General features: G+C 75.2%; 14 protein-coding genes. 11 read left to right on the forward strand and 3 right to left on the reverse strand.

The features are described from left to right. Positions 1 to 2 precede the first annotated feature (2 nt). Both IF55_RS16550 and IF55_RS16555 read right to left on the reverse strand, forming a co-directional pair. Positions 3 to 1,130, reverse strand: coding sequence for a FecCD family ABC transporter permease (locus IF55_RS16550; protein WP_048832062.1), 1,128 nt, complete (start codon positions 1,128 to 1,130; stop codon positions 3 to 5). Next, entirely contained in the window at positions 1,127 to 2,230 is a 1,104-nt protein-coding gene (locus IF55_RS16555) for a FecCD family ABC transporter permease (RefSeq protein ID WP_078644516.1), read from the reverse strand. Before IF55_RS16555 ends, IF55_RS16550 begins: the two co-directional genes overlap by 4 nt. Positions 2,231 to 2,380: 150 nt before the next feature. On the opposite strand from IF55_RS16555, the gene IF55_RS16560 reads away from it, so the two are divergent. The 10 genes from IF55_RS16560 to IF55_RS16605 all read left to right on the forward strand — a co-directional run bounded on the left by IF55_RS16560 (position 2,381) and on the right by IF55_RS16605 (position 15,298). After that, positions 2,381 to 3,364, forward strand: a complete 984-nt coding sequence (locus tag IF55_RS16560) for an ABC transporter substrate-binding protein (protein WP_030877357.1) — start codon at positions 2,381 to 2,383, stop codon at positions 3,362 to 3,364. Positions 3,365 to 3,505: 141 nt separating this feature from the next. Then, the gene (locus IF55_RS16565; RefSeq protein WP_030877354.1) at positions 3,506 to 4,285 is read left to right on the forward strand and encodes a 2,3-dihydro-2,3-dihydroxybenzoate dehydrogenase; all 780 of its coding nucleotides are present in this window, start codon (positions 3,506 to 3,508) and stop codon (positions 4,283 to 4,285) included. 411 nt (positions 4,286 to 4,696) lie between these two features. Continuing rightward, entirely contained in the window at positions 4,697 to 5,863 is a 1,167-nt protein-coding gene (gene dhbC, locus IF55_RS16570) for an isochorismate synthase DhbC (RefSeq protein ID WP_037963232.1), read from the forward strand. A 62-nt stretch (positions 5,864 to 5,925) separates the two neighbouring features. Beyond that, on the forward strand, positions 5,926 to 7,590 hold the full coding sequence (locus IF55_RS16575) for a (2,3-dihydroxybenzoyl)adenylate synthase (RefSeq protein WP_048832063.1): 1,665 nt from the start codon (positions 5,926 to 5,928) through the stop codon (positions 7,588 to 7,590). A gap of 88 nt (positions 7,591 to 7,678) precedes the next feature. Further along, complete coding sequence (locus IF55_RS16580; RefSeq protein WP_030877346.1) at positions 7,679 to 8,311, forward strand: isochorismatase family protein; 633 nt, start codon at positions 7,679 to 7,681, stop codon at positions 8,309 to 8,311. 5 nt (positions 8,312 to 8,316) lie between these two features. Next, complete coding sequence (locus IF55_RS16585) at positions 8,317 to 8,547, forward strand: phosphopantetheine-binding protein (RefSeq protein ID WP_030877343.1); 231 nt, start codon at positions 8,317 to 8,319, stop codon at positions 8,545 to 8,547. Beyond that, entirely contained in the window at positions 8,544 to 12,680 is a 4,137-nt protein-coding gene (locus IF55_RS16590) for a non-ribosomal peptide synthetase (protein WP_030877339.1), read from the forward strand. Before IF55_RS16585 ends, IF55_RS16590 begins: the two co-directional genes overlap by 4 nt. Positions 12,681 to 12,881: 201 nt before the next feature. Beyond that, positions 12,882 to 13,133, forward strand: coding sequence for a DUF1049 domain-containing protein (locus IF55_RS16595; protein ID WP_030877338.1), 252 nt, complete (start codon positions 12,882 to 12,884; stop codon positions 13,131 to 13,133). Positions 13,134 to 13,290: 157 nt separating this feature from the next. Next, a complete protein-coding gene (locus tag IF55_RS16600) occupies positions 13,291 to 14,685 on the forward strand; it encodes a CoA transferase (protein WP_030877336.1) in 1,395 nt (464 codons plus the stop codon). Positions 14,686 to 14,710: 25 nt separating this feature from the next. Beyond that, entirely contained in the window at positions 14,711 to 15,298 is a 588-nt protein-coding gene (locus IF55_RS16605) for a GNAT family N-acetyltransferase (protein WP_048832064.1), read from the forward strand. Positions 15,299 to 15,490: 192 nt separating this feature from the next. On the opposite strand, the gene fes is transcribed toward IF55_RS16605, so the two are convergent. Next, positions 15,491 to 16,753: an enterochelin esterase gene (gene fes, locus IF55_RS16610; RefSeq protein WP_030877331.1), complete on the reverse strand. Its 1,263-nt coding sequence runs from the start codon at positions 16,751 to 16,753 to the stop codon at positions 15,491 to 15,493. Positions 16,754 to 17,031: 278 nt separating this feature from the next. Here fes and IF55_RS16615 point away from each other — a divergent pair, with 278 nt between their 5' ends. Continuing rightward, on the forward strand, positions 17,032 to 19,050 hold the full coding sequence (locus tag IF55_RS16615) for a DUF5107 domain-containing protein (RefSeq protein ID WP_030877328.1): 2,019 nt from the start codon (positions 17,032 to 17,034) through the stop codon (positions 19,048 to 19,050). The last annotated feature ends 64 nt before the right edge of the window (positions 19,051 to 19,114 follow it).

Raw genomic sequence — 19,114 nt, forward strand, 5'->3', positions numbered from 1 at the left:
GGTCATCCCTTTCTGGAGGAGCGGCGGGAGGGGCTGCCGGTCCGTGCGCGGCCGTCGCCGCTGATCAGGACCCACAGCAGGAACGGACCGCCGAGGACGCTGGTGACCACGCCGACTGGGATCTCGACGGGGGCGATGACGCGGCCGAGCGCGTCGGCGGCGGCGATGAGGCCCGCGCCCACCAGCGCGGAGCCCACGATGGGCACCCGGGTGGGCCCGTACAGGCGGCCCGCGAGGATGGGGGAGGCGAGCGCCACGAAGGCGATCGGGCCGCCGATGCCCACCGCGACGCCGGCCAGCGCGACGGCCAGCGCCAGGGTCAGGCCGCGGACGAGCCGGATGTTGACGCCGAGGGCGGCGGCCATGTCGTCGTCGAACCGCATGACGTCCAGGCGGCGGCCGGCGATCAGGGCGAGCGGGAGGAGCACGACGAGGCAGAGCAGCAGCGGCCGGCCGACGCCGTAGTCGCGGCCGTTGAGGCTGCCGACGCTCCACAGGAAGACGCCGCCGGCGGTGTTCTCGTTCTGCCGGGACATCACGAGGTCGGTGACGGCGCCGACGAGGGTGGAGACGCCGATGCCGACGACCAGGACGCGGTAGCCGCGGGTGCCCGCGCCGCCCGCGCAGGCGACGACGACGATCGCGGCGCCGACCGCGCCGAGCGGGCCGAGCCACCAGTCGCCGACCATCGCGGTGGAGCTGCCGACGACGGAGGCGACGACGGCGGCGGTCGCGCCCTCGTTGACGCCGATGATGTCGGGGGTGGCGAGCCGGTTGCCGGCCAGCGTCTGGGTGAGGCAGCCGGAGACGCCGAGGGCCGCGCCGACCATCAGGCCGACGAGGATGCGCGGCAGCCGGAAGTCCTGGATCAGCATCACGGTCATCCGGTCGCCGGTGCCCAGCAGCCCGCCGAGGGTGTCGGCGGCGCTCAGCCCGGTGGAGCTGGCGAAGGTGGCCAGCGCGACGACGACGGCGATGACGAGGGCGAGGCCGACGGAGACGAGCGCGGTGCGGCGCGGGAAGAGCCAGGAGAGGGCGCCGGTGCGCAGCACGACGCTGTCCGGCGGGGTGATCGCGGTGTCGCTCGTCGCAGGCACGTCGGTACGCGGCTCGGTCGGGCGCTCGGTCATGCGGACGCCCCCGACGCGCCGAGGCCGCTCATCCGGTTCGACCGGGCGATCCAGATCAGCAGCGGCCCGCCGAGGAGCGCGAGGAGCACGCTGACGGGGGTCTCCCAGGGGCGGATGACGACGCGCGACAGGATGTCCGCGCCGATCATCACGTCGGCCCCGATGAGGGCGGACAGCAGCAGTTGGGGCGCCATGCGGGGGCCGGTGACGGTCCGCGCCGCGTACGGGGCGAGGAGCCCGAGGAAGGCGATGGGCCCGGCGAGCGCCACGGCGGCGCCCGCGAGGAGGGTGACCGCGCCGGCCACCACCAGGCGGATGCGGCCCGGGTGGTGGCCGAGCGCGCGGGCGGAGTCGTCGCCGAGGGCGAGCGCTCCGAGCGGCCGGGCCGCGCCGAGCGCGACGAGGAGGCCGACGGCGACGAGCGGGGCCATGGCCAGGGCGGTGGACGTCTCGATGCCGGCGAGCGAGCCGATGGTCCAGTAGCGGTACTCGTCGAAGGTGGACTTGGTGCCCAGGAGCACGTACGAGGTCGCGCCGTGGAAGGTGGCGCCGAGCGCCGAGCCGGCCAGGACGAGCCGCAGCGGCGAGGCGCCGGCGCCGCGGCCGGAGGCGGCGAGCAGCAGGACGACGGCGCTGGCGGCGAGCCCGCCGGCGAGGGCCCAGAGGAGCATCGCGTACGAGGAGCCGGCGCCGAAGTAGGTGAGGCCGATGACGACGCCGAGCGCGGCCCCCGAGTTGACGCCCAGCAGCCCGGTCTCGGCGAGCGGGTTGCGGGTGACGGCCTGGAGGAGGGCGCCGGCGGTGCCGAGGGCGACGCCGACGAGCACGGCGGCGATGGTGCGCGGCACGCGTACGTCCACGACGGCCAGGCGCAGTTGGGCGTCGGCGCGGGCGGCGTGGTCGCCGAGCAGGAAGTCGAGCGCGCGGCCGGCTGATTGGCTGCCGGTGCCGATGAGCAGCGAGAGCAGGGCGAGTACGAGGAGCGCCAGGGTGAGCGCGAGGGCCGTCCAGCGGACCCGGCCGCGCGAGCCGTCGGATATCGGGGGCTCGGCCTCGGGTGGCGCGGGGATCTGGGCCCCGCCCTCTTGCGCAACCAGCATGAGGTTAGCCTAACCTAATGCCTGGTGGGGTCTCGGGCGGGTCGCGCCGACGCGTCCGACACTCTGCCATGCCTTCGTGCCGCACGGCGCGTTGGTCCCGCCTTGTCCACCCGTCCCCGGATGTCATCCCCAGAGCTCGGAGATCCACACATGTCCTCCCCCCGTTCCTCGCGTACCCGGCTGACCGCCGCCACCGCGATCGCCGTCGCCGCCGCGCTCTCCCTCACCGCCTGCGGTTCGGACGACAAGGGCACGTCGGACAGTGCGAAGTCGGACGGCGGCAAGAGCGACGCCCGCCGGATCACCGACGCGACCGGCGCGCAGGTGGAGGTGCCCGCCGCCCCCAAGAAGGTCGTCGTGCTCAGCGAGATGGACCTCGACAGCTCCCTCGCGCTCGGCGTCAAGCCGGTGGGCCTGACGGCCGGTCGCGGCCAGCAGGGCGCCCCGGAGTACCTGAAGGACAAGGCACAGGACATCCCCGTGGTCGGCGCGGTCACCGGCCCGGACGTCGAGAAGGTCCTCGCGGCCAAGCCGGACGTCATCCTCGCGGGCCAGATCAGCGACCGTCAGGTGCTCACGCAGATGCGGAGCATCGCGCCGACGGTCGTGACGATCGGCAAAGACAAGGACTGGAAGTCCGCGCTCTCCCTCACCGGGAAGATCCTCAACAAGGAGGCCGACGCGAAGAAGTTCCTCGCGGACTACGACGCGAAGGCCGGCGAGGTGAAGAAGGCCGTCGGCGCGAACGCAGGCAAGACGGTGAGTGTCGCCCGCTACTCCGCCAAGGGCACCGCCGTCATGCAGCAGGGCGTCTTCATCAGCGATGTGCTCAAGGACCTCGGCTTCAAGCGCCCCGGCATCCAGAACCAGAAGGGCGCCGGCCACTCCACGCCGATCAGCGACGAGGACATCAAGCAGATCGACGCGGACTGGCTGTTCATCGGCACCCTCGCGGCCAAGGGCAAGGACGCGGACCTCTTCGCGGCGCTGAAGAAGAAGCCGGCGTACCAGCAGCTCGGCGCGGTCAAGGACGGCCACCTCACCGAGATCGACGGCTCGAAGTGGACGAGCCTGGGCGGCCCGCTGGCCGCGATGTCGGTGCTGGAGGACATCCAGAAGGCCATGGCCAAGTGAGCTGAGGGCGCAGTGATGTGACGGGGGCGGAGGGCGGCGGGGGAGCAGTCGGGCGGCGGCCTGTGCGGCGCTCGCCGCTCCTCACCAGGCTCAAGCGCATGTTAGGTTAGCCTTACCTAACTTCCAGGAGGGGATTCCGTCGTGCAGCAGCCAGAACTCGCCGGACGCGTCGCGCTGGTCACCGGTGCCGGACAGGGCATAGGCGAGGCGGTCGTCCGCGCGCTCATCGAACGCGGCGCCAAGGTCGCGGCCCTCGACGCCACCCCCGACGGCATCAAGGCGCTCGAAACCGAGTTCGGCGCCGCCCGCGTCACCGCCCACCTCGCCGACGTTACCGACAGCGCCGCCGTCGAACGCGTCATGGACGACGTGGAGCGCACCGCCGGCCCCCTCGACATCCTCGTCAACGTCGCCGGCGTGCTGCACACCGCGCCCGTCGTCGACCTCACCGACGAGGACTGGAACGCCACCTTCGCCGTCAACACCACCGGCGTCTTCAACACCTGCCGCGCCGCCGCCCGCCGCATGGGCGAGCGCCGCGCCGGCTGCGTGGTGACCGTCGGCTCCAACGCCGCCGGCGTCCCCCGCACCAGCATGGCCGCGTACGCCGCCTCCAAGGCCGCCGCCACCATGTTCACCAAGTGCCTCGGCCTGGAACTCGCCCGCAGCGGCATCCGCTGCAACGTCGTCTCGCCCGGCTCCACGGACACCGCCATGCAGCGCGGCATGTGGACCGACGCGCAGGCGCCGCTGCGCGTCATCGACGGCGACCCCGCCACGTACCGCGTCGGCATCCCGCTCGGCCGCATCGCCGAGCCCTCCGACATCGCCGAGGCCGTGGCCTTCCTGGTCTCCGACCGGGCCCGCCACATCACCATGCACGACCTCTACGTCGACGGCGGCGCGACCCTGCGGGCCTGACCCACCGTGATACCCGCCCGGCCGCTCCCGGCGGCCCCCGCGCACGACCGGCGCCCGCCCCGGCCGGCACCCGACCGGGCCCGCGCCCACCCCGCCCCGACGCCCCCGGAGCCCACCGGCCACGCGGCGGCGAGCACTTCCCCCACCCCAGCCGGCGCCACGAGCGCCGGAGAGACGGAGCACCAGGTGACCAGGGCGCATGACGTCGCCGAGCGTTGGATACCCGGCACCGCCGGCGGCACCACCACCGCCCCGGCGGACCAGCAGACCGCGGGCCACGCCCCCGAGAGCGCGACCCGCCCGGCCACCGCGGCGGCCCCGCCCGCCGCGACCGCCACCGCGGCGGCTCCCGCCCGGCCGGCCGCCCAGGAGACCCGTGCGGGCGTCTCCGGCGCCCCCCGCGCCGCCACCGTGGGCCTGGCCACCGGCCTCCTCGACGCCTACGCCCCCGGCGACGCCCGCTTCTTCGCCTCGCCCACCCGGACCCTCCTCGCCCACGGCGTACGCGCCGAAGTCCCGCACGACGAACGGCCGCTGCCCCGCCGCGTCGCCGAGACCCTCGAAGCCCGGCGCGCCGCGGGCGACCCCGCGCCCCTCGTCGTCGGCGCCGTCCCCTTCGACCAGGACGCGCCCGCCGCCCTCGCCGTGCCCGAGACCGCCCGCTGGGCCCCGCCGCTCGCCGAGGACCCGCTGATCGCGCTCCCCGCCGCCGCCCCCGAGGCCACCCGCTGGCAGATCCGGCCCGTGCCCGAGCCGGCCGTCTACGGCGACGCCGTCGCCGAGGCCGTACGCCGCATGAAGCGCGGCGACTTCAGCAAGGTCGTGCTCGCCCGCACCCTCGAACTCACCGCGCCCGCCGGTACGGACGCCACCGCCGCGCCGGACCTGCCCGGCCTCCTCCAGCGCCTCGCCCGCCGCGACCCCACCGGCTACACCTTCGCCGTGCCCACCGGCCCCGGCCGCACCCTGCTCGGCGCCAGCCCCGAACTCCTCGTCTCCCGGCGCGGCGACCGCGTGGTCGCCAACCCGCTGGCCGGCTCCGTGCCGCGCAGCCCCGACCTCGCCGAGGACGTCCGCCGCGCCGCGGCCCTCCTGGAGTCCGCCAAGGACCTGCACGAGCACGCCGTCGTCGTCGACGCCGTACGCGACGCCCTCGCCCCGTACTGCGCGGACCTCGCCGTGCCCGCCCAGCCCACGCTCGTACGCACCGCCGCGATGTGGCACCTGTCCACCACCGTCACCGGCCGGCTCGCCGAACCCCGCGCCTCCGCGCTGGAGCTGGCCTGCGCCCTGCACCCCACCCCCGCCGTCTGCGGCACCCCCACCGGCACCGCCCGCCACGTCATCCGCGAACTCGAACCCTTCGACCGCGGCATGTACAGCGGCGTCGTCGGCTGGGGCGACGCCGACGGCGACGGCGAATGGGTCGTCACCATCCGCTGCGCCGAGGCCGACCGGGGCTCGCTGCGGCTCTACGCGGGTGCGGGTATCGTCGCAGCGTCCACGCCGGAAGCGGAGACCGCCGAGACCGGCGCCAAGTTCCGTACCTTCCTGCACGCCGTGGGGGCAGACCAGTGACCCTCGAACCACCCGTCACGCACGAAACGCCCGAGACGCACGCGACACCCGAATCGCGCACGATGCCTGAAACACACGACCAGCCCGCCATACCCGACGCGCCGACCTGGCCCGCCGAGTACGCCGAGCGCTACCGCGCCGCCGGCTACTGGCGCGGCGAGACCTTCGGCGCCATGCTGCGCGAGCGCGCGCTGAACCACCCCGACCGCGTCGCGATCGTCGACCCCGCCGGGGCCGGCCGCCGCTGGACGTACGGGCAGCTCGACGAGCGCGCCGACCGGCTCGCCGCCGGATTCCTCGCCCGCGGCATCGCCAAGGGCGACCGCGTCGTCGTCCAGCTCCCCAACGTTGCCGAGTTCTTCGAGACGGTCTTCGCGCTCTTCCGCATCGGCGCGCTGCCCGTCTTCGCGCTCCCCGCCCACCGCGAGAGCGAGATCCGCTACTTCTGCGAGTTCACCGAGGCCGTCGCCTACGTCATCCCCGACGTCAACGGCGGCTTCGACCACCGGGAACTGGCCGCGAAGGTACGCGCCGAAGTCCCCACCCTGCGCGACGTGTTCGTCGTAGGAGACCCCGGCGAGCACACTGCGCTCGCCGACGTGGCGCGCGAGCCCGTCGCCGTCGAGGACGGCCCCCGCCCCGACGACCTCGCCTTCCTCCAGCTCTCCGGCGGCTCCACCGGCGTGCCCAAGCTCATCCCGCGCACCCACGACGACTACATCTACTCGCTCTGGGGCTCCAACGAGATCTGCGCGGTCGACGAGCACAGCGTCTACCTCTGCGCGCTGCCCGCCGCCCACAACTTCCCGCTCAGCTCGCCCGGCACGCTCGGCGCCCTCTACGCCGGCGCCCGCGTCGTCCTCGCCCCGCAGCCCAGCCCCGACGTGGCCTTCCCGCTCATCGAGCGCGAACGCGTCACCATCACCGGCCTCGTGCCGCCGCTCGCCCTCGTGTGGACCGAGGCCGCCGCCACCACCTCCTGCGACCTCAGCAGCCTCGACGTGCTGCTGGTGGGCGGCGCGAAGTTCAGCGAGGAGGCCGCCCGCCGCGTCGGCCCCGCCATCGGCTGCACCCTCCAGCAGGTCTTCGGCATGGCGGAGGGGCTGGTCAACTACACCCGCCTGGACGACCCGTACGAGACCATCGTCACCACCCAGGGCCGCCCCATCTCCCCCGACGACGAGATCCGCGTCGTCGACGACGAGGACAACGACCTGCCCGTCGGCGCGACCGGCCACCTGCTGACCCGCGGCCCGTACACCATCCGCGGCTACTGGCGGGCCCCCGCGCACAACGCCAAGTCCTTCACCCGCGACGGCTTCTACCGCACCGGCGATGTCGTGCGCCTGACCGAGGACGGCTACCTCGTCGTCGAGGGCCGCGCCAAGGACCAGATCAACCGGGGCGGCGAGAAGGTCGCCGCCGAGGAGATCGAGAACCACATCCTCGCCCACCCCGCCGTCCACGACGTGGCCATCGTCTCCATGCCCGACGACTACCTCGGCGAGCGGACCTGCGCGTACGTCGTCCTCCGGGACGGCGCCGAGCCGATCCGGCCGGTCGCCGTGAAGAAGTTCGTCCGGGAGCGCGGGCTCGCCGCCTACAAGGTCCCCGACCGCGTCGAGTTCGTCGACGCGTTCCCGCAGACCGGCATCGGCAAGATCTCCAAGAAGGACCTGCGCGCCGCCATCGCCGAGCAGCTCAGAGCGCAGACCACCCCGCGCTGAGCCCGGCCGGGCCCGCCCGCCCCGCGCACGGCGGCCGGGCGGCCCGGCAGCACCCGCAGCGCACGACCCAGCACCCGAAAGGCACCCCATGGCACTGCCGGCCATCGCCCCCTACCCGATGCCCACCGCGGCCGACCTCCCGGCCAACCGCGTCCAGTGGACCGTCGACCCCGATCGCGCCGTCCTGCTCGTCCACGACCTGCAGAACTACTTCCTCGACGCCTTCACCGCCGACGAGTCCCCGGTCACCGAACTCCTCGCGGGCGTCGAACGGCTGACCAAGGAGTGCCGCGAGCGCGGCGTCCCCGTCGTCTACAGCGCCCAGCCCGGCGGCCAGACCCCCGCCGAGCGCGGCCTCCAGCAGGACTTCTGGGGCCCCGGCCTGCCCGACGACGAGCGGCTGAAGGCCGTCGCCGACCGCGTCGCGCCGCAGGACGGCGACACCGTGCTCACCAAGTGGAAGTACAGCGCGTTCGTCCGCACCGACCTCGCCGAGCGGATGGCCGCACAGGGCCGCGACCAGCTCATCGTCGTCGGCGTGTACGCGCACATCGGCGTGCTGATGAGCGCCTGCGACGCGTGGATGCGCGACATCCAGGCGTTCCTCGTCGCCGACGCCGTGGCCGACTTCTCCGCGGCCGACCACCACATGGCGCTGCGCTGGGCCGCCGCCAAGTGCGCCGTCGTCACCACCGCCGACCGCATCTTCGAAGGACGCTGACCCCCATGGCGCTCACCATCCAGCAGATCCGGGACGACGTGGCCGACGTGCTCGGCGAGGACCCCGCCGACATCCCCGACGACGAGAACCTCGTCGACTACGGCCTCGACTCCGTCCGCATCATGACCCTCATCGAGCGCTGGCGCCGCGACCACGGCGCCGAGGTCACCTTCGCCGACCTCGCCGAGGCGCCCGGGATCGAACGCTGGTGGGCGCTGCTGGGGGAGCCGGCATGACCGTACGCACCGCCGAGCGCGCCCCGGCCACGCCCGCCGCCCCCGAGCCGGAGGGGCTTCCCCTCACCGCCGCCCAGGCCGGCATGTGGTTCGCCCAGGCCCTCGACCCCGACAGCCCCGCCCAGAACACCGCCGAGTGCATCGAGATCCACGGCCCCGTCGACCCGGCGCTGTTCGCCCGGGCCCTGCGCCGCACCGCCGACGAGGCCGAGGCGCTGTGCGTACGGCTGGTGGAGACCGCCGACGGCCCCCGCCAACTGCCGCTGGCCTTCGGGCCGGTGCCCCGGGCCGTCACGGTCGCCCCGCTCGCCCCGTACGCCCCGGCCGTCGCCGGGACCTCCGCGCCCGGCGCCTCCGACGCGTTCCTCGGCCTGCCCGCCGGCGCGTCGAGCACCCGGCACGACGGCGAACTCCCCTTCCCGCTGCGGGTCTTCGACGCCCGCGACGAGGCCGACCCCGACGCCGCCGCGCGCGCCTGGATGCGCGCCGACCTCGACGTCCCCTTCGACCTCGCCGCGGGCCCGCTCTTCGCGCACGCCCTGTTCCGCGTGGCCGACGACCGCTGGCTCTGGTACCAGCGTGTCCACCACGCCGTCATGGACGGCTACGGCTACTCGCTCCTCGCCCGCCGCGTCGCCGAGACCTTCACCGCCCTCGCGGCCGGCGAGGACCCCGGCCCCAGCCCCTTCGGGCGTCTCGCCGACCTCGTCGCCGACGACGCCGAATACCGCGGCTCCGACGCGTACGAGAAGGACCGCGCCCACTGGTCCGAGGCGTTCGCGGACCGCCCCGAGGCCCCCTCGCCCGCCGGCCGCACCGCGCTGCCCTCGCGCACCTTCCTGCGCCGCACCGCCCACCTCGCCCCCGACGCCACCGAACGGCTCCGCGCCTTCGCCACCGCCGCGCGGGCCACCTGGCCGGACGTCCTGATCGCCGCGCAGGCCCTGTGCACCGCCCGCACCACCGGTGCCGGCGAGGTCGTCCTCGGCCTGCCGATGATGGGCCGCATGGGCTCCGTCGCCCTGCGCATCCCCGGCATGGTCATGAACGTGCTGCCGCTGCGGCTGACCGTCGGCCCCGACGCGACCCTGGCCGAACTGACCCGCCAGGTCGTCCTCGCCATCCGCGCCGCCCGCCGCCACCAGCGCTTCCGCTACGAGGACATCCGCCGCGACCTCGGCCTCCTCGGCGAGGGCCGGGCGCTGGTCGGGCCGCTCGTCAACGTCATGCCCTTCGACTACGCGCTGACCTTCGCGGGCGCCCGCTCGGACGCCCACAACCTCTCCGCCGGCCCCGTCGACGACCTCACCGTCAACGTCTACGACCGCACCGACGGCCGCGGCCTGCGCATCGACTACGACGGCAACCCCGCCCTCTACACCGAGGACGAACTCGCCACCCACCAGGGCCGCTTCCTCGACCTGCTGACCCGGATCGCGGACAGCGACCCGCACACCCCGCTCGCCGCGTTCCCGCTCGCCACCGCCGAGGAGCGCGAGCGAATCCTCGGCGAGTTCAACGACACCGCCGTGGCCGTGCCGCCGACCACCCTCATCGGGCCCATCGAGTCCCGCGCGGCCCGCACCCCCGGCGCCACCGCCCTCGTTCTCGGCGAGGAGTCGCTGACCTACGCCGAGCTGAACGCCCGCGCCAACCGGCTCGCCCGCCGCCTCGCGGCCCTCGGCGTCGGCCCCGGCAGCCTCGCCGCCGTCGCCGTACCCCGCTCCGTGGACCTGGTCGTCGCGCTCCTCGCCGTCCTCAAGGTCGGCGGCGCCTACCTGCCGCTCGACCCGGACTACCCGGCCGACCGGCTCGCCTACACCCTCGACGACGCCGCGCCGGTCTGCGTCCTGACCGACGCCGCCACCCGCCCCGCGCTGCCCCCCACCGAGCTGCCGGTCCTCGTCCTCGACGACCCGGCCCTCCGCGCGGAGCTCGCCGAGTACGCCGCCACCGACCCCGGCCGCGCGCTGACCCCGCAGCATCCCGCGTACGTCATCTACACCTCCGGCTCCACCGGCCGCCCCAAGGGCGTCGTCGTCCCGCACTCCGCGATCGACAACCGGCTGCGCTGGATGCAGGCCGAGTACCGGCTCGCCCCCGACGACCGGGTGCTCCAGAAGACCCCGTCCGGATTCGACGTGTCCGTCTGGGAGTTCTTCTGGCCGCTGCGCGTCGGCGCGACCCTCGTCCTCGCCGCGCCCGGCGGCCACCAGGACCCCGCCTACCTGGCCCGTACCATCCGCGAACAGCGCATCACCACCGCGCACTTCGTGCCCTCCATGCTCCAGGTCTTCCTGACCGAGCCCGCAGCCGGCGCCGGTACGAGCCTGCGCCGCGTCTTCTGCAGCGGCGAGGCCCTGCCCCGCGAGACCGCCGACCAGTTCCACCGCGTGCTGCCCGGCGTACCGCTGCACAATCTGTACGGGCCGACCGAGGCCGCCGTCGACGTCACGTACCACGCCTGCGCGCCCGGCGAGGAAGGGCCCGTGCCCATCGGCCGGCCCGTCTGGAACACCCGGCTCTACATCCTCGACGCCGCCCGCGGCCTCTGCCCGCCCGGCGTCCCCGGCGAACTGCACCTCGCGGGCGCCCAGCTCGCCACCGGCTACCTCGGCCGCCCCGACCTGACCGCCGAGCGGTTCACCGCCGACCCCTTCGGCGCGCCCGGCGAGCTGATGTACGCGACCGGCGACCTCGCCCGCTGGCGCGCCGACGGCAGCGTCGAATACCTCGGCCGCACCGACCACCAGGTCAAACTGCGCGGCCTGCGCATCGAACTCGGCGAGATCGAGGCGGTGCTGAGCGCCGACGAGTCCGTCGCCGCGGCGTGCGTCCTGGTCCGCGAGGACACCCCCGGCGACCAGCGCCTGGTGGGCTATGTGACTCCGGCCTCGGCGGATGCCGCCGCCGAGGCCGGCACGCCGGACCCGGCCGCCGCACTCGACGCGGCCGCACTGCGCGACCGGCTCGCCGCCGTGCTGCCCGACTACATGGTGCCCAGCGCCCTCGTCGTCCTCGACGGCTTCCCGCTCAGCGCCAACGGCAAGCTGGACCGGGGAGCGCTGCCCGCCCCCGAGATCGCCGCCACCGAGGGGCGCGCGCCCCGCGACCACCGCGAGGAGACCCTGGCCCGGCTCTTCGCCGAAGCGCTCGCGCTGCCCCGCGTCGGCGTCGACGACAGCTTCTTCGACCTCGGCGGCAACTCGCTGCTCGCCGCCCGCCTCGTCGCCCGGGTCCGCGACACCCTCGGCGCGAAGCTCGCCATCGGCGCGCTCTTCCAGGCCCCCACCCCCGCCGCGCTCGCCGAGCGGCTGCACCGGGCGGGCGACGCCGAACAGGCCCTCGACGTCGTGCTGCCGCTGCGCGTGAGCGGCGGGCAGGCCCCGCTGTTCGTCGTGCACCCGGCGGGCGGCATCAGTTGGTGCTACTCCGGGCTCCTCGCCCACCTCGGCCCCGACCAGCCGGTGTACGGGATCCAGGCGCGCGGCCTCACCCCCGCCACGGCCGTCGAACCGCTCCCCGCCACCATGGACGAGATGGCCGAGGACTACCTCGCCCACATCCGCGAGGTGCGGCCGCACGGCCCGTACCGCCTGCTGGGCTGGTCGGTGGGCGGCGTCATCGCGCACACCGTCGCCGTGCGGCTCCAGGACGAGGGCGAGGAGGTCGAACTGCTCGCCCTGCTCGACGCCTACCCGTCCGACCAGTGGCGCGGCCGGGCCGGGCCCAAGGAGGCCGACGCGCTCGGCGCGCTGCTGCGCATGGCCGGCTTCGAGTTCGACGCGAGCGGGACGCTCACCCGCGAGCAGGTCACGCGGACCCTGCGCACCGAGGGCAGCGCGCTGGCCAGCCTCTCCGACCACACCCTGACGGCCGTCGTCGACATCGTCGTCAACAACGCCACCCTGATGCGCCGGCACGACCACCGCGTCTTCGACGGCGACGTGCTCTTCTTCACCGCCACGGCGCCCCGCGCCGAGGACTGGCTGACGAGGGACGCGTGGCGGCCGTACGTCACCGGTGACCTGCTCAACCGCGACATCGACTGCCTGCATCCGCAGATGACGCAGCCGGGCCCGATCGCCGAGGTCGCCGAGGCGGTGGCCGCGTACCTGGGGGAGCGGGGCTGACCCGCGGGGCGCGCCCGAGGGGCGGGGCCGGCCCGCGGGTGCGCCCGGGTGAACGGTGCCGGCCCGCCGTTCACCCGTACGGCCCACCGCGCCGCCCCTCCCCACCAGGCGGAACGGCCGCCTCCGTCCCATCCTGGAACCGGAGGCGGCCGTCTCGCCGGCCCCGGCGACCCGCCCGCACCACGACGGAAGGGTCACGCCATGAGCCCCAAGACCTCGACGAAGCCGAGCGGCGGCCCCTCGGGCGGCCGGGCCCGCGAACTGGTGACGCCGAGCCGCCTGCTGCTGCTGGTCATCGCCATCCTCGCGCTCGTCTTCGTCTTCGAGAACACCCGCCAGGTCAAGGTCCGCCTCCTCCTCCCGGAGGTCACGGTCCCGCTGTGGATCGCGCTCGCCGTGATGCTGGTGATCGGCTGGCTGGTGGGCCGCTTCGTCACCTTCCGCCGCAAGTGACGGCCCCGGGCCGCGCGGTCACGCCGGTACGTTCGAGAATCCCGCGCGTACGGCCTGACCGCCGGAGACCGTGGTGGCGGGGCCGCCGGGCCGGCGGCCCCGCCACCCGGACCGGCCCGGCGGCGCGTCCGGCGGCACTGAGTGCCACACTGGGTGTGTGCTGAAACGATCTATCGACGGAACGGCTCACGCCTGGGCGGCCCTCGGCGGCGACCCCGCACACCTGGCCGCCATCGGCTACCAAGGCCCCGACGACGTACTCCCCGCACGACTGCCCGTACGCGAACTGGCGCGCTCGACCGTCGCCGTCGCCTCGCTCGCCGCGGCCGAACTCGCCGCCACCCGCGGCGGCGGCCCCCTCCCCGCCGTCCGGGTCGACGAGGGCGCGGTCGCCACCGCGTTCGTCAGCGAGCGGCACCTCCGCGTCGACGGGCGCGGCGCGTCCACCTTCGCGCCCCTCTCCCGCTTCTGGCGCACCGCGGACGGCTGGCTGCGCACCCACGCCAACTACCCGCACCACCGCGCCCGGCTCATCGCCGCCCTCGGCCTGGACGCCGACGCCGCCGACGAACGGCTCGTCGAACAAGCCGCCGCCGAACTCGCGGGCCGCGAGTCCGAGGAGGTGCAGGAGACCGTCTACGCCGCCGGCGGGCTCGCCGTCGCCGTCCGCGGACCGCGGAACTGGGCCGAACACCCCCAGGGCGCGGCCGTCGCCGGCCACCCCCTGCTCGCCCTCGACCGGACCGGCGACGCCCCGGCCCGTACGCTCCCGCCCGCACCCGCCCGGCCCGCCGAGGGGCTGCGCGTCCTCGACCTCACCCGCGTCATCGCCGGGCCCGTGGCCACCCGCACCCTCGCCCTCCTCGGCGCCGACGTGCTGCGCGTCGACTCCCCGCGACTCCCCGAGAGCCAGGCCGCCCACTCCGACACCGGCTTCGGCAAACGGTCCACCGTCCTCGACCTCGGCGCCCCCGCCGACCGGGCCGCCTTCGAGGAACTGCTGGCCACCGCCGACATCGTCGTCACCGGCTACCGGCCCGGCGCCCTCGACCGGCACGGCCTCGCGCCCGAAGCGCTCATCGAACGCCGGCCCGGCCTGATCGTCGCCCAGCTCAGCGCCTGGGGCCCGTACGGACCCTGGGGACAGCGACGCGGCTTCGACTCACTCGTACAGGCCGCCAGCGGCATCGCCGCCATCGAGGCCGACCGCGACGGGCACCCCGGCGCGCTGCCCGCCCAGGCGCTCGACCACGGCACCGGCTACCTCCTCGCCGCCGCCGTGCTGCGCGCCGCCGCACTCCGGCAGGCGACCGGCGGCTCGTACCTGGCCCGGCTCGCGCTCGCCCAGACGGCGTCCTGGCTGATCAACGACCTGAAGCCGGACGCGGGCGAGCCGACCGGCACGTACGAGCCCACGCCCTGGCTCACCGAGGGCGACGGGCCGCTGGGGCACGTACGGTACGCGCTGCCGCCCGTGTCCTTCGACGGCGGCCCGCGGGACTTCCCCTCGCTGCCGGGGCTGTGGGGCACCGACAAACCCGCTTGGCGGTGACCAGGCGCTTTCCTAGGATGGCCCGATGCCCGACGACGACAGTTCTGCTGAATACCCCTCTGCTGAATACCCCACGTATCTCGCGACCGGACCCCGCGTGGGCATCCGCCCCATCGTGTACGGGGACGGGGAACGGTTCACGGCCCTCGCGCGCGCCAGCGTCGACCTGCACCACCCGTGGCTGGCGATGCCGACCACCGGGACGGCGTGGGAGGCGTTCTACGACGGGCTCGACGGCCCCCACCGCGAGGGCTTCGTCATCTGCGAGACGGTGACGGGTGAACCAGCCGGCTTCATCAACATCAACAACATCGCCCGCGGCCGCTTCCAGTGCGGGGCCGTGGGATACGGCGCCTTCGCGCCGAGCGCCGGGCGCGGCTACATGAGCGAGGGAATGGGGCTCGTGCTGCGCCACGCGTTCGGGCCGCTGGGCCTGCACCGCCTCGAAGCCAATATTCAGCCGGGGAATGAGAGGTCGCTGGCGCTCGTGAAGCGGCACGGGTTTCGGCTGGAGGGCTTCTCGCCGGACTTTCTCTTCATCGACGGGGCTTGGCGGGACCATGAGCGGTGGGCCATCACCTCTGACGGTTCGCCTGCGGCGGGCTTGCGGTGACGGTTCGCCTGCGGCGGGCTTGGGGTGACGGTTCGCCGTGTGGGCGTGTCAGTCCGCCGACTGCGGGTGCGTCGTGGCTGGTCGCGCAGTTCCCCGCGCCCCTGGGGTGGGTGCGGTGGTTCGTTCGCTGCGGGTGCGTTGTGGCTGGTCGCGCAGTTCCCCGCGCCCCTTTGGGGCGCGGGGGGTTCGGGGCTAATGCTGGCCTAGTAGGTGGACCAACCCGTCGGCTAGTTCTGTGCGCCAGCACAGGTAGTCGTGGCCGCCGTTGAATTCTCGGTAGTGGATGTCGTGGCCGTGGGCTTGGAGGGCGTCGCGGAGGCGGCGGTTGGCGGGGAGGAGGACCCATTCCTGTTCGCCGGCGGAGAGGTGGAAGCGGACCGGGAGGCGCGCCGCCTCCGTGGTCGCTATGGCGTGCGTCAGCCATTCGGCGTCGGGGCCGTTGGGCCACCAGAAGGAGCCGGACTGGGCGAGGGCGTTGCCGAAGCGGTGGGGGGCGCGGACGGCGGCGTGGGCGGCCATGAGGCCGCCGAGGCTCTGGCCGGCCAGGACCGTACGGGCCGGGTCGGCCGTCAGGGGCCAGCGGCCGGCAGCCCACGGCAGCAGCTCGTCGGCCAGGAAGTCCACGAAACCGTCGTTGCAGGTCAGTTCCGCCCAGCGGGCGTCGCTGCCCAGGGACTCGGGCAGCAGCGCGACGAGCGGCGGTATGCGGCCGTCCGCGATGAGGTTGTCGAGCAGGGTGGCGACGCCCAGCCCCGGCTGCCACATCTCGCCGTCGAAGAGGACGAGTACGGGCAGGTCGCGGTGGTCCTCGCCGGGCGGCGCGTAGGCCCGTACCCGCCGCTCGTTGCCGAGGACGCGGCTGGCGAACGTATGCGTGGAGACCGTGCCGGCCGGGACGCCGGGGCGCGGCAGCCAGTCGGACTGGGCGGGCGCGCCGGGGAGTTCGACCACGGAGACGGGCTCGCCGCCCCACCGCGGGGGGAACGAGCGGGGGTTGAGGGGGTCGCGGCGGCCCTGGCCGCGCAGCCAGGCGGCGTGCTCGGCGCCTTCGAGCCCCGCCGTCCCCTGTCCCTCGTCCACGCAGAGCGTGTACGTCGCCCGCCAGTCGCGGCGCATCCGCACCGACCAGTGCCAGATGTCGGTGCCCGGCACCCGGTCCATGAGGTTGCGTTCCAGCGCGCGCGGGTCGGCGACCTTGTTCGGCAGTACGAGCACGGCGCGCGTGGCGGCGGAGCCGCGCCACAGGAAGGTGACCACCGCGTGGTCGGCGGAGCCGGCCGGGTCCGCCTCGATCACCGGGGTGCTGCCGCCCGGCAGCGAGCGCCAGAATCCGGCCGCGTCCGGGCGCGGCCCGAGCGAGGCGATCAGCGGGCTGGCCGCGCGCTCCACGGGCGCGGGGCGCGGGATCGGCGGCGGGCGCTTGACCGTACCGGTCGGCGGGGCGGACACCGGCATGAACACGACCTCCGAGGGCGGGCGAACGAGTTAGGTTCACCTTACCCAATGGGCTCCAGCCGCCCCGGAGGGCTCGGCACCGCCTCCCGGACCACCGCCCCGACCGCGCCGCGACGCCGCCCCCGTCACCGCCCCCGCCACCGCTCTTTGCGCAACCCTGACCGAGGGCGGCCCTGTTCAGCGGGGCCGCGAGCGTGTTCCATGGTCATCGGGGGCCGCCGGGCGCGGCGTGCCGGAGCGCCGTCGTGCGGCGGCGCCAGACGAGGAGCGAGGTTGCCGTGGCCACGACCATCCGACGTGCTGTCCTGACCCTGCCCGCCGCGCCGCTCGGGCCCGAGAACCCGCTGCCCGCCCTGCTGCCGCGCGACCCGCGCGGCGAGGCGCACCGGCTCGACGCCCGGCAGCGCGCCGCCCTCCCCGCCGACATGGCCCTCCAGAGCGGCTACGCGCCGCTGCGCTCGGTCCTGCCGGTCCGGCTGCGCGACGGCTACACCCGCCATCGCGCCCCCGTCGACCTCGACGCCCTCGTCATCGAGAACGACCGGCTGCGCGCCACCGTCCTGCCCGGCCTCGGCGGCCGCGTCCACTCCCTGCTCCACAAGCCCACCGGCCGCGACCTCCTCTACGTCAACCCGGTCCTCCAGCCCGCAGACTTCGCGCTCAACGGCGCCTGGTTCTCCGGCGGCATCGAGTGGAACATCGGCGCCACCGGCCACGGCCCGCTGTGCACCGCCCCGCTGCACGCCGCCCGCGTCCCCGCCCCGGACGGCGGCGAGATGCTGCGGCTGTGGGAGTGGGAGCGCCTGCGCGATGTCGTCTTCCAGATCGACCTCTGGCTCCCGGAGGGCGCCGAGTTCCTGTACGCGGGGGTGCGCGTCCGCAACCCCGGCGAGCGCACCGCGCCCGTCTACTGGTGGTCCAACACCGCCGTCCCCGAGAACACCCGCGTCCTCGCCCCCGCCGACGCCGCCTGGCACTTCGGCTACGACAGATCGCTGCGCCACGTCCCCCTCCCCGGCGCCGGGGACGCCGATGGCACGTACCCGCCGCGCGGCGCGTACCCCGCCGACTTCTTCCACGACATCGAGGACGGCGCCCGCCCCTGGATCGCCGCGCTCGACGAGCGGGGCCACGGCCTCGTACAGACCTCGACCGCCGCGCTGCGCGGCCGCAAGCTCTTCCGCTGGGGCTCGGGCGCCGGCGGACGCCGCTGGCAGGAGTGGCTGACCGAACCCGGCACCGGCGGCTACGCCGAGATCCAGGCGGGCCTCGCCCGCACCCAGATGGAGCACGTACCGCTGGCGCCGGGCGCCGAGTTCACCTGGCTGGAGGCGTACGGGCCGCTGTCCGCCGACCCCGCCGCGATCCACGGCGCCGACTGGGCGGCGGCCCGCGCCGAGGCCGAGCGGCGGCTGGCGGCGGCGCTGCCGCGCGCCGACGTGGACGCCGCGTACACGGCCTGGCTGCCGTACGCCGACGCCGAACCCAAGGAGAGCCTGGCCACCGGCTCCGGCTGGGGCGCGCTGGAAACCGAGGCCGGCGGCCACCGGCTGCCCGGCACCCCCTTCGACGCGGCGACGCTCGGCCCCCAGCAGGCCCCCTGGCTCGAACTGCTGCGCTCCGGCTGCCTGCCGCCGCACCCCCGGCACCAGCCGCCCGGCCCCTCGCTCGTCGGCCCGCACTGGCGCGAGCACCTGGAGGCGGCGCGGCCGACGCCCGACGTCCGCTACCACCTCGGCGTCGCCCAGTGGCACGCCGGCGACCGCTCCCAGGCCGCCCGGAGCTGGGAGCACTCGGCCGCCGACCACTGGCCCTCGCTGCGCTGCCTGGCCGTCGCCGACCAGGCCGGCGGCCACCACGCACGGGCCGCCGACCGCTGGCTCCAGGCGTTCCGCGACGCCGGCGACCGCTGCTGCGACGGCGCCGAGCAGCGGGCCGCGCTCGCCGCACTCGGCCAGGAGGCGATCCTCGCGCTGCTCGCCGCGGGCCGCCCGCGCGACGCCGCGGACGTGCTCGACGCGCTGCCCCGCACCACCCGCGACCGCGGCCGCTTCCGCCTGCTGGCCGCCCGCGTCCTGCTCGCGAGCGGGGACGCGCCCGCCGCCCGGGAGATCTTCGACGAGGGCTTCGAGGTGGACGATCTGCGCGAGGGCGAGGAGGCGCTCGGCGACACCTGGTACGCCATCGCCGAGCAGCTCGTCGCGGGCGGCGGCCCGGTCACCGGCGACGTGCGCGAGCGGGCGCGGGCCGCCCACCCGCTGCCGACGCGCTACGACTTCCGGATGCGGCCCCTGTGACGCAAGCGCCCCGATGATGGCGCAGAAGGTGCTTTATCGGGCGCGGAGCCGGGAAATACTGTCG

It is taken from the genome of Streptomyces varsoviensis, assembly GCF_000718635.1.
Classification (GTDB): domain Bacteria; phylum Actinomycetota; class Actinomycetes; order Streptomycetales; family Streptomycetaceae; genus Streptomyces; species Streptomyces varsoviensis.

What these genes read in the sequence shown, in the direction of transcription:
- IF55_RS16550 (WP_048832062.1), bottom strand. Translation starts at nt 1,130, where the DNA reads ATGACCGAGCGCCCGACCGAGCCGCGTACCGACGTGCCTGCGACGAGC.
- IF55_RS16555 (WP_078644516.1), bottom strand. Translation starts at nt 2,230, where the DNA reads ATGCTGGTTGCGCAAGAGGGCGGGGCCCAGATCCCCGCGCCACCCGAG.
- IF55_RS16560 (WP_030877357.1), top strand. Translation starts at nt 2,381, where the DNA reads ATGTCCTCCCCCCGTTCCTCGCGTACCCGGCTGACCGCCGCCACCGCG.
- IF55_RS16575 (WP_048832063.1), top strand. Translation starts at nt 5,926, where the DNA reads ATGCCTGAAACACACGACCAGCCCGCCATACCCGACGCGCCGACCTGG.
- IF55_RS16580 (WP_030877346.1), top strand. Translation starts at nt 7,679, where the DNA reads ATGGCACTGCCGGCCATCGCCCCCTACCCGATGCCCACCGCGGCCGAC.
- IF55_RS16585 (WP_030877343.1), top strand. Translation starts at nt 8,317, where the DNA reads ATGGCGCTCACCATCCAGCAGATCCGGGACGACGTGGCCGACGTGCTC.
- IF55_RS16590 (WP_030877339.1), top strand. Translation starts at nt 8,544, where the DNA reads ATGACCGTACGCACCGCCGAGCGCGCCCCGGCCACGCCCGCCGCCCCC.
- IF55_RS16595 (WP_030877338.1), top strand. Translation starts at nt 12,882, where the DNA reads ATGAGCCCCAAGACCTCGACGAAGCCGAGCGGCGGCCCCTCGGGCGGC.
- IF55_RS16605 (WP_048832064.1), top strand. Translation starts at nt 14,711, where the DNA reads ATGCCCGACGACGACAGTTCTGCTGAATACCCCTCTGCTGAATACCCC.
- fes (WP_030877331.1), bottom strand. Translation starts at nt 16,753, where the DNA reads ATGCCGGTGTCCGCCCCGCCGACCGGTACGGTCAAGCGCCCGCCGCCG.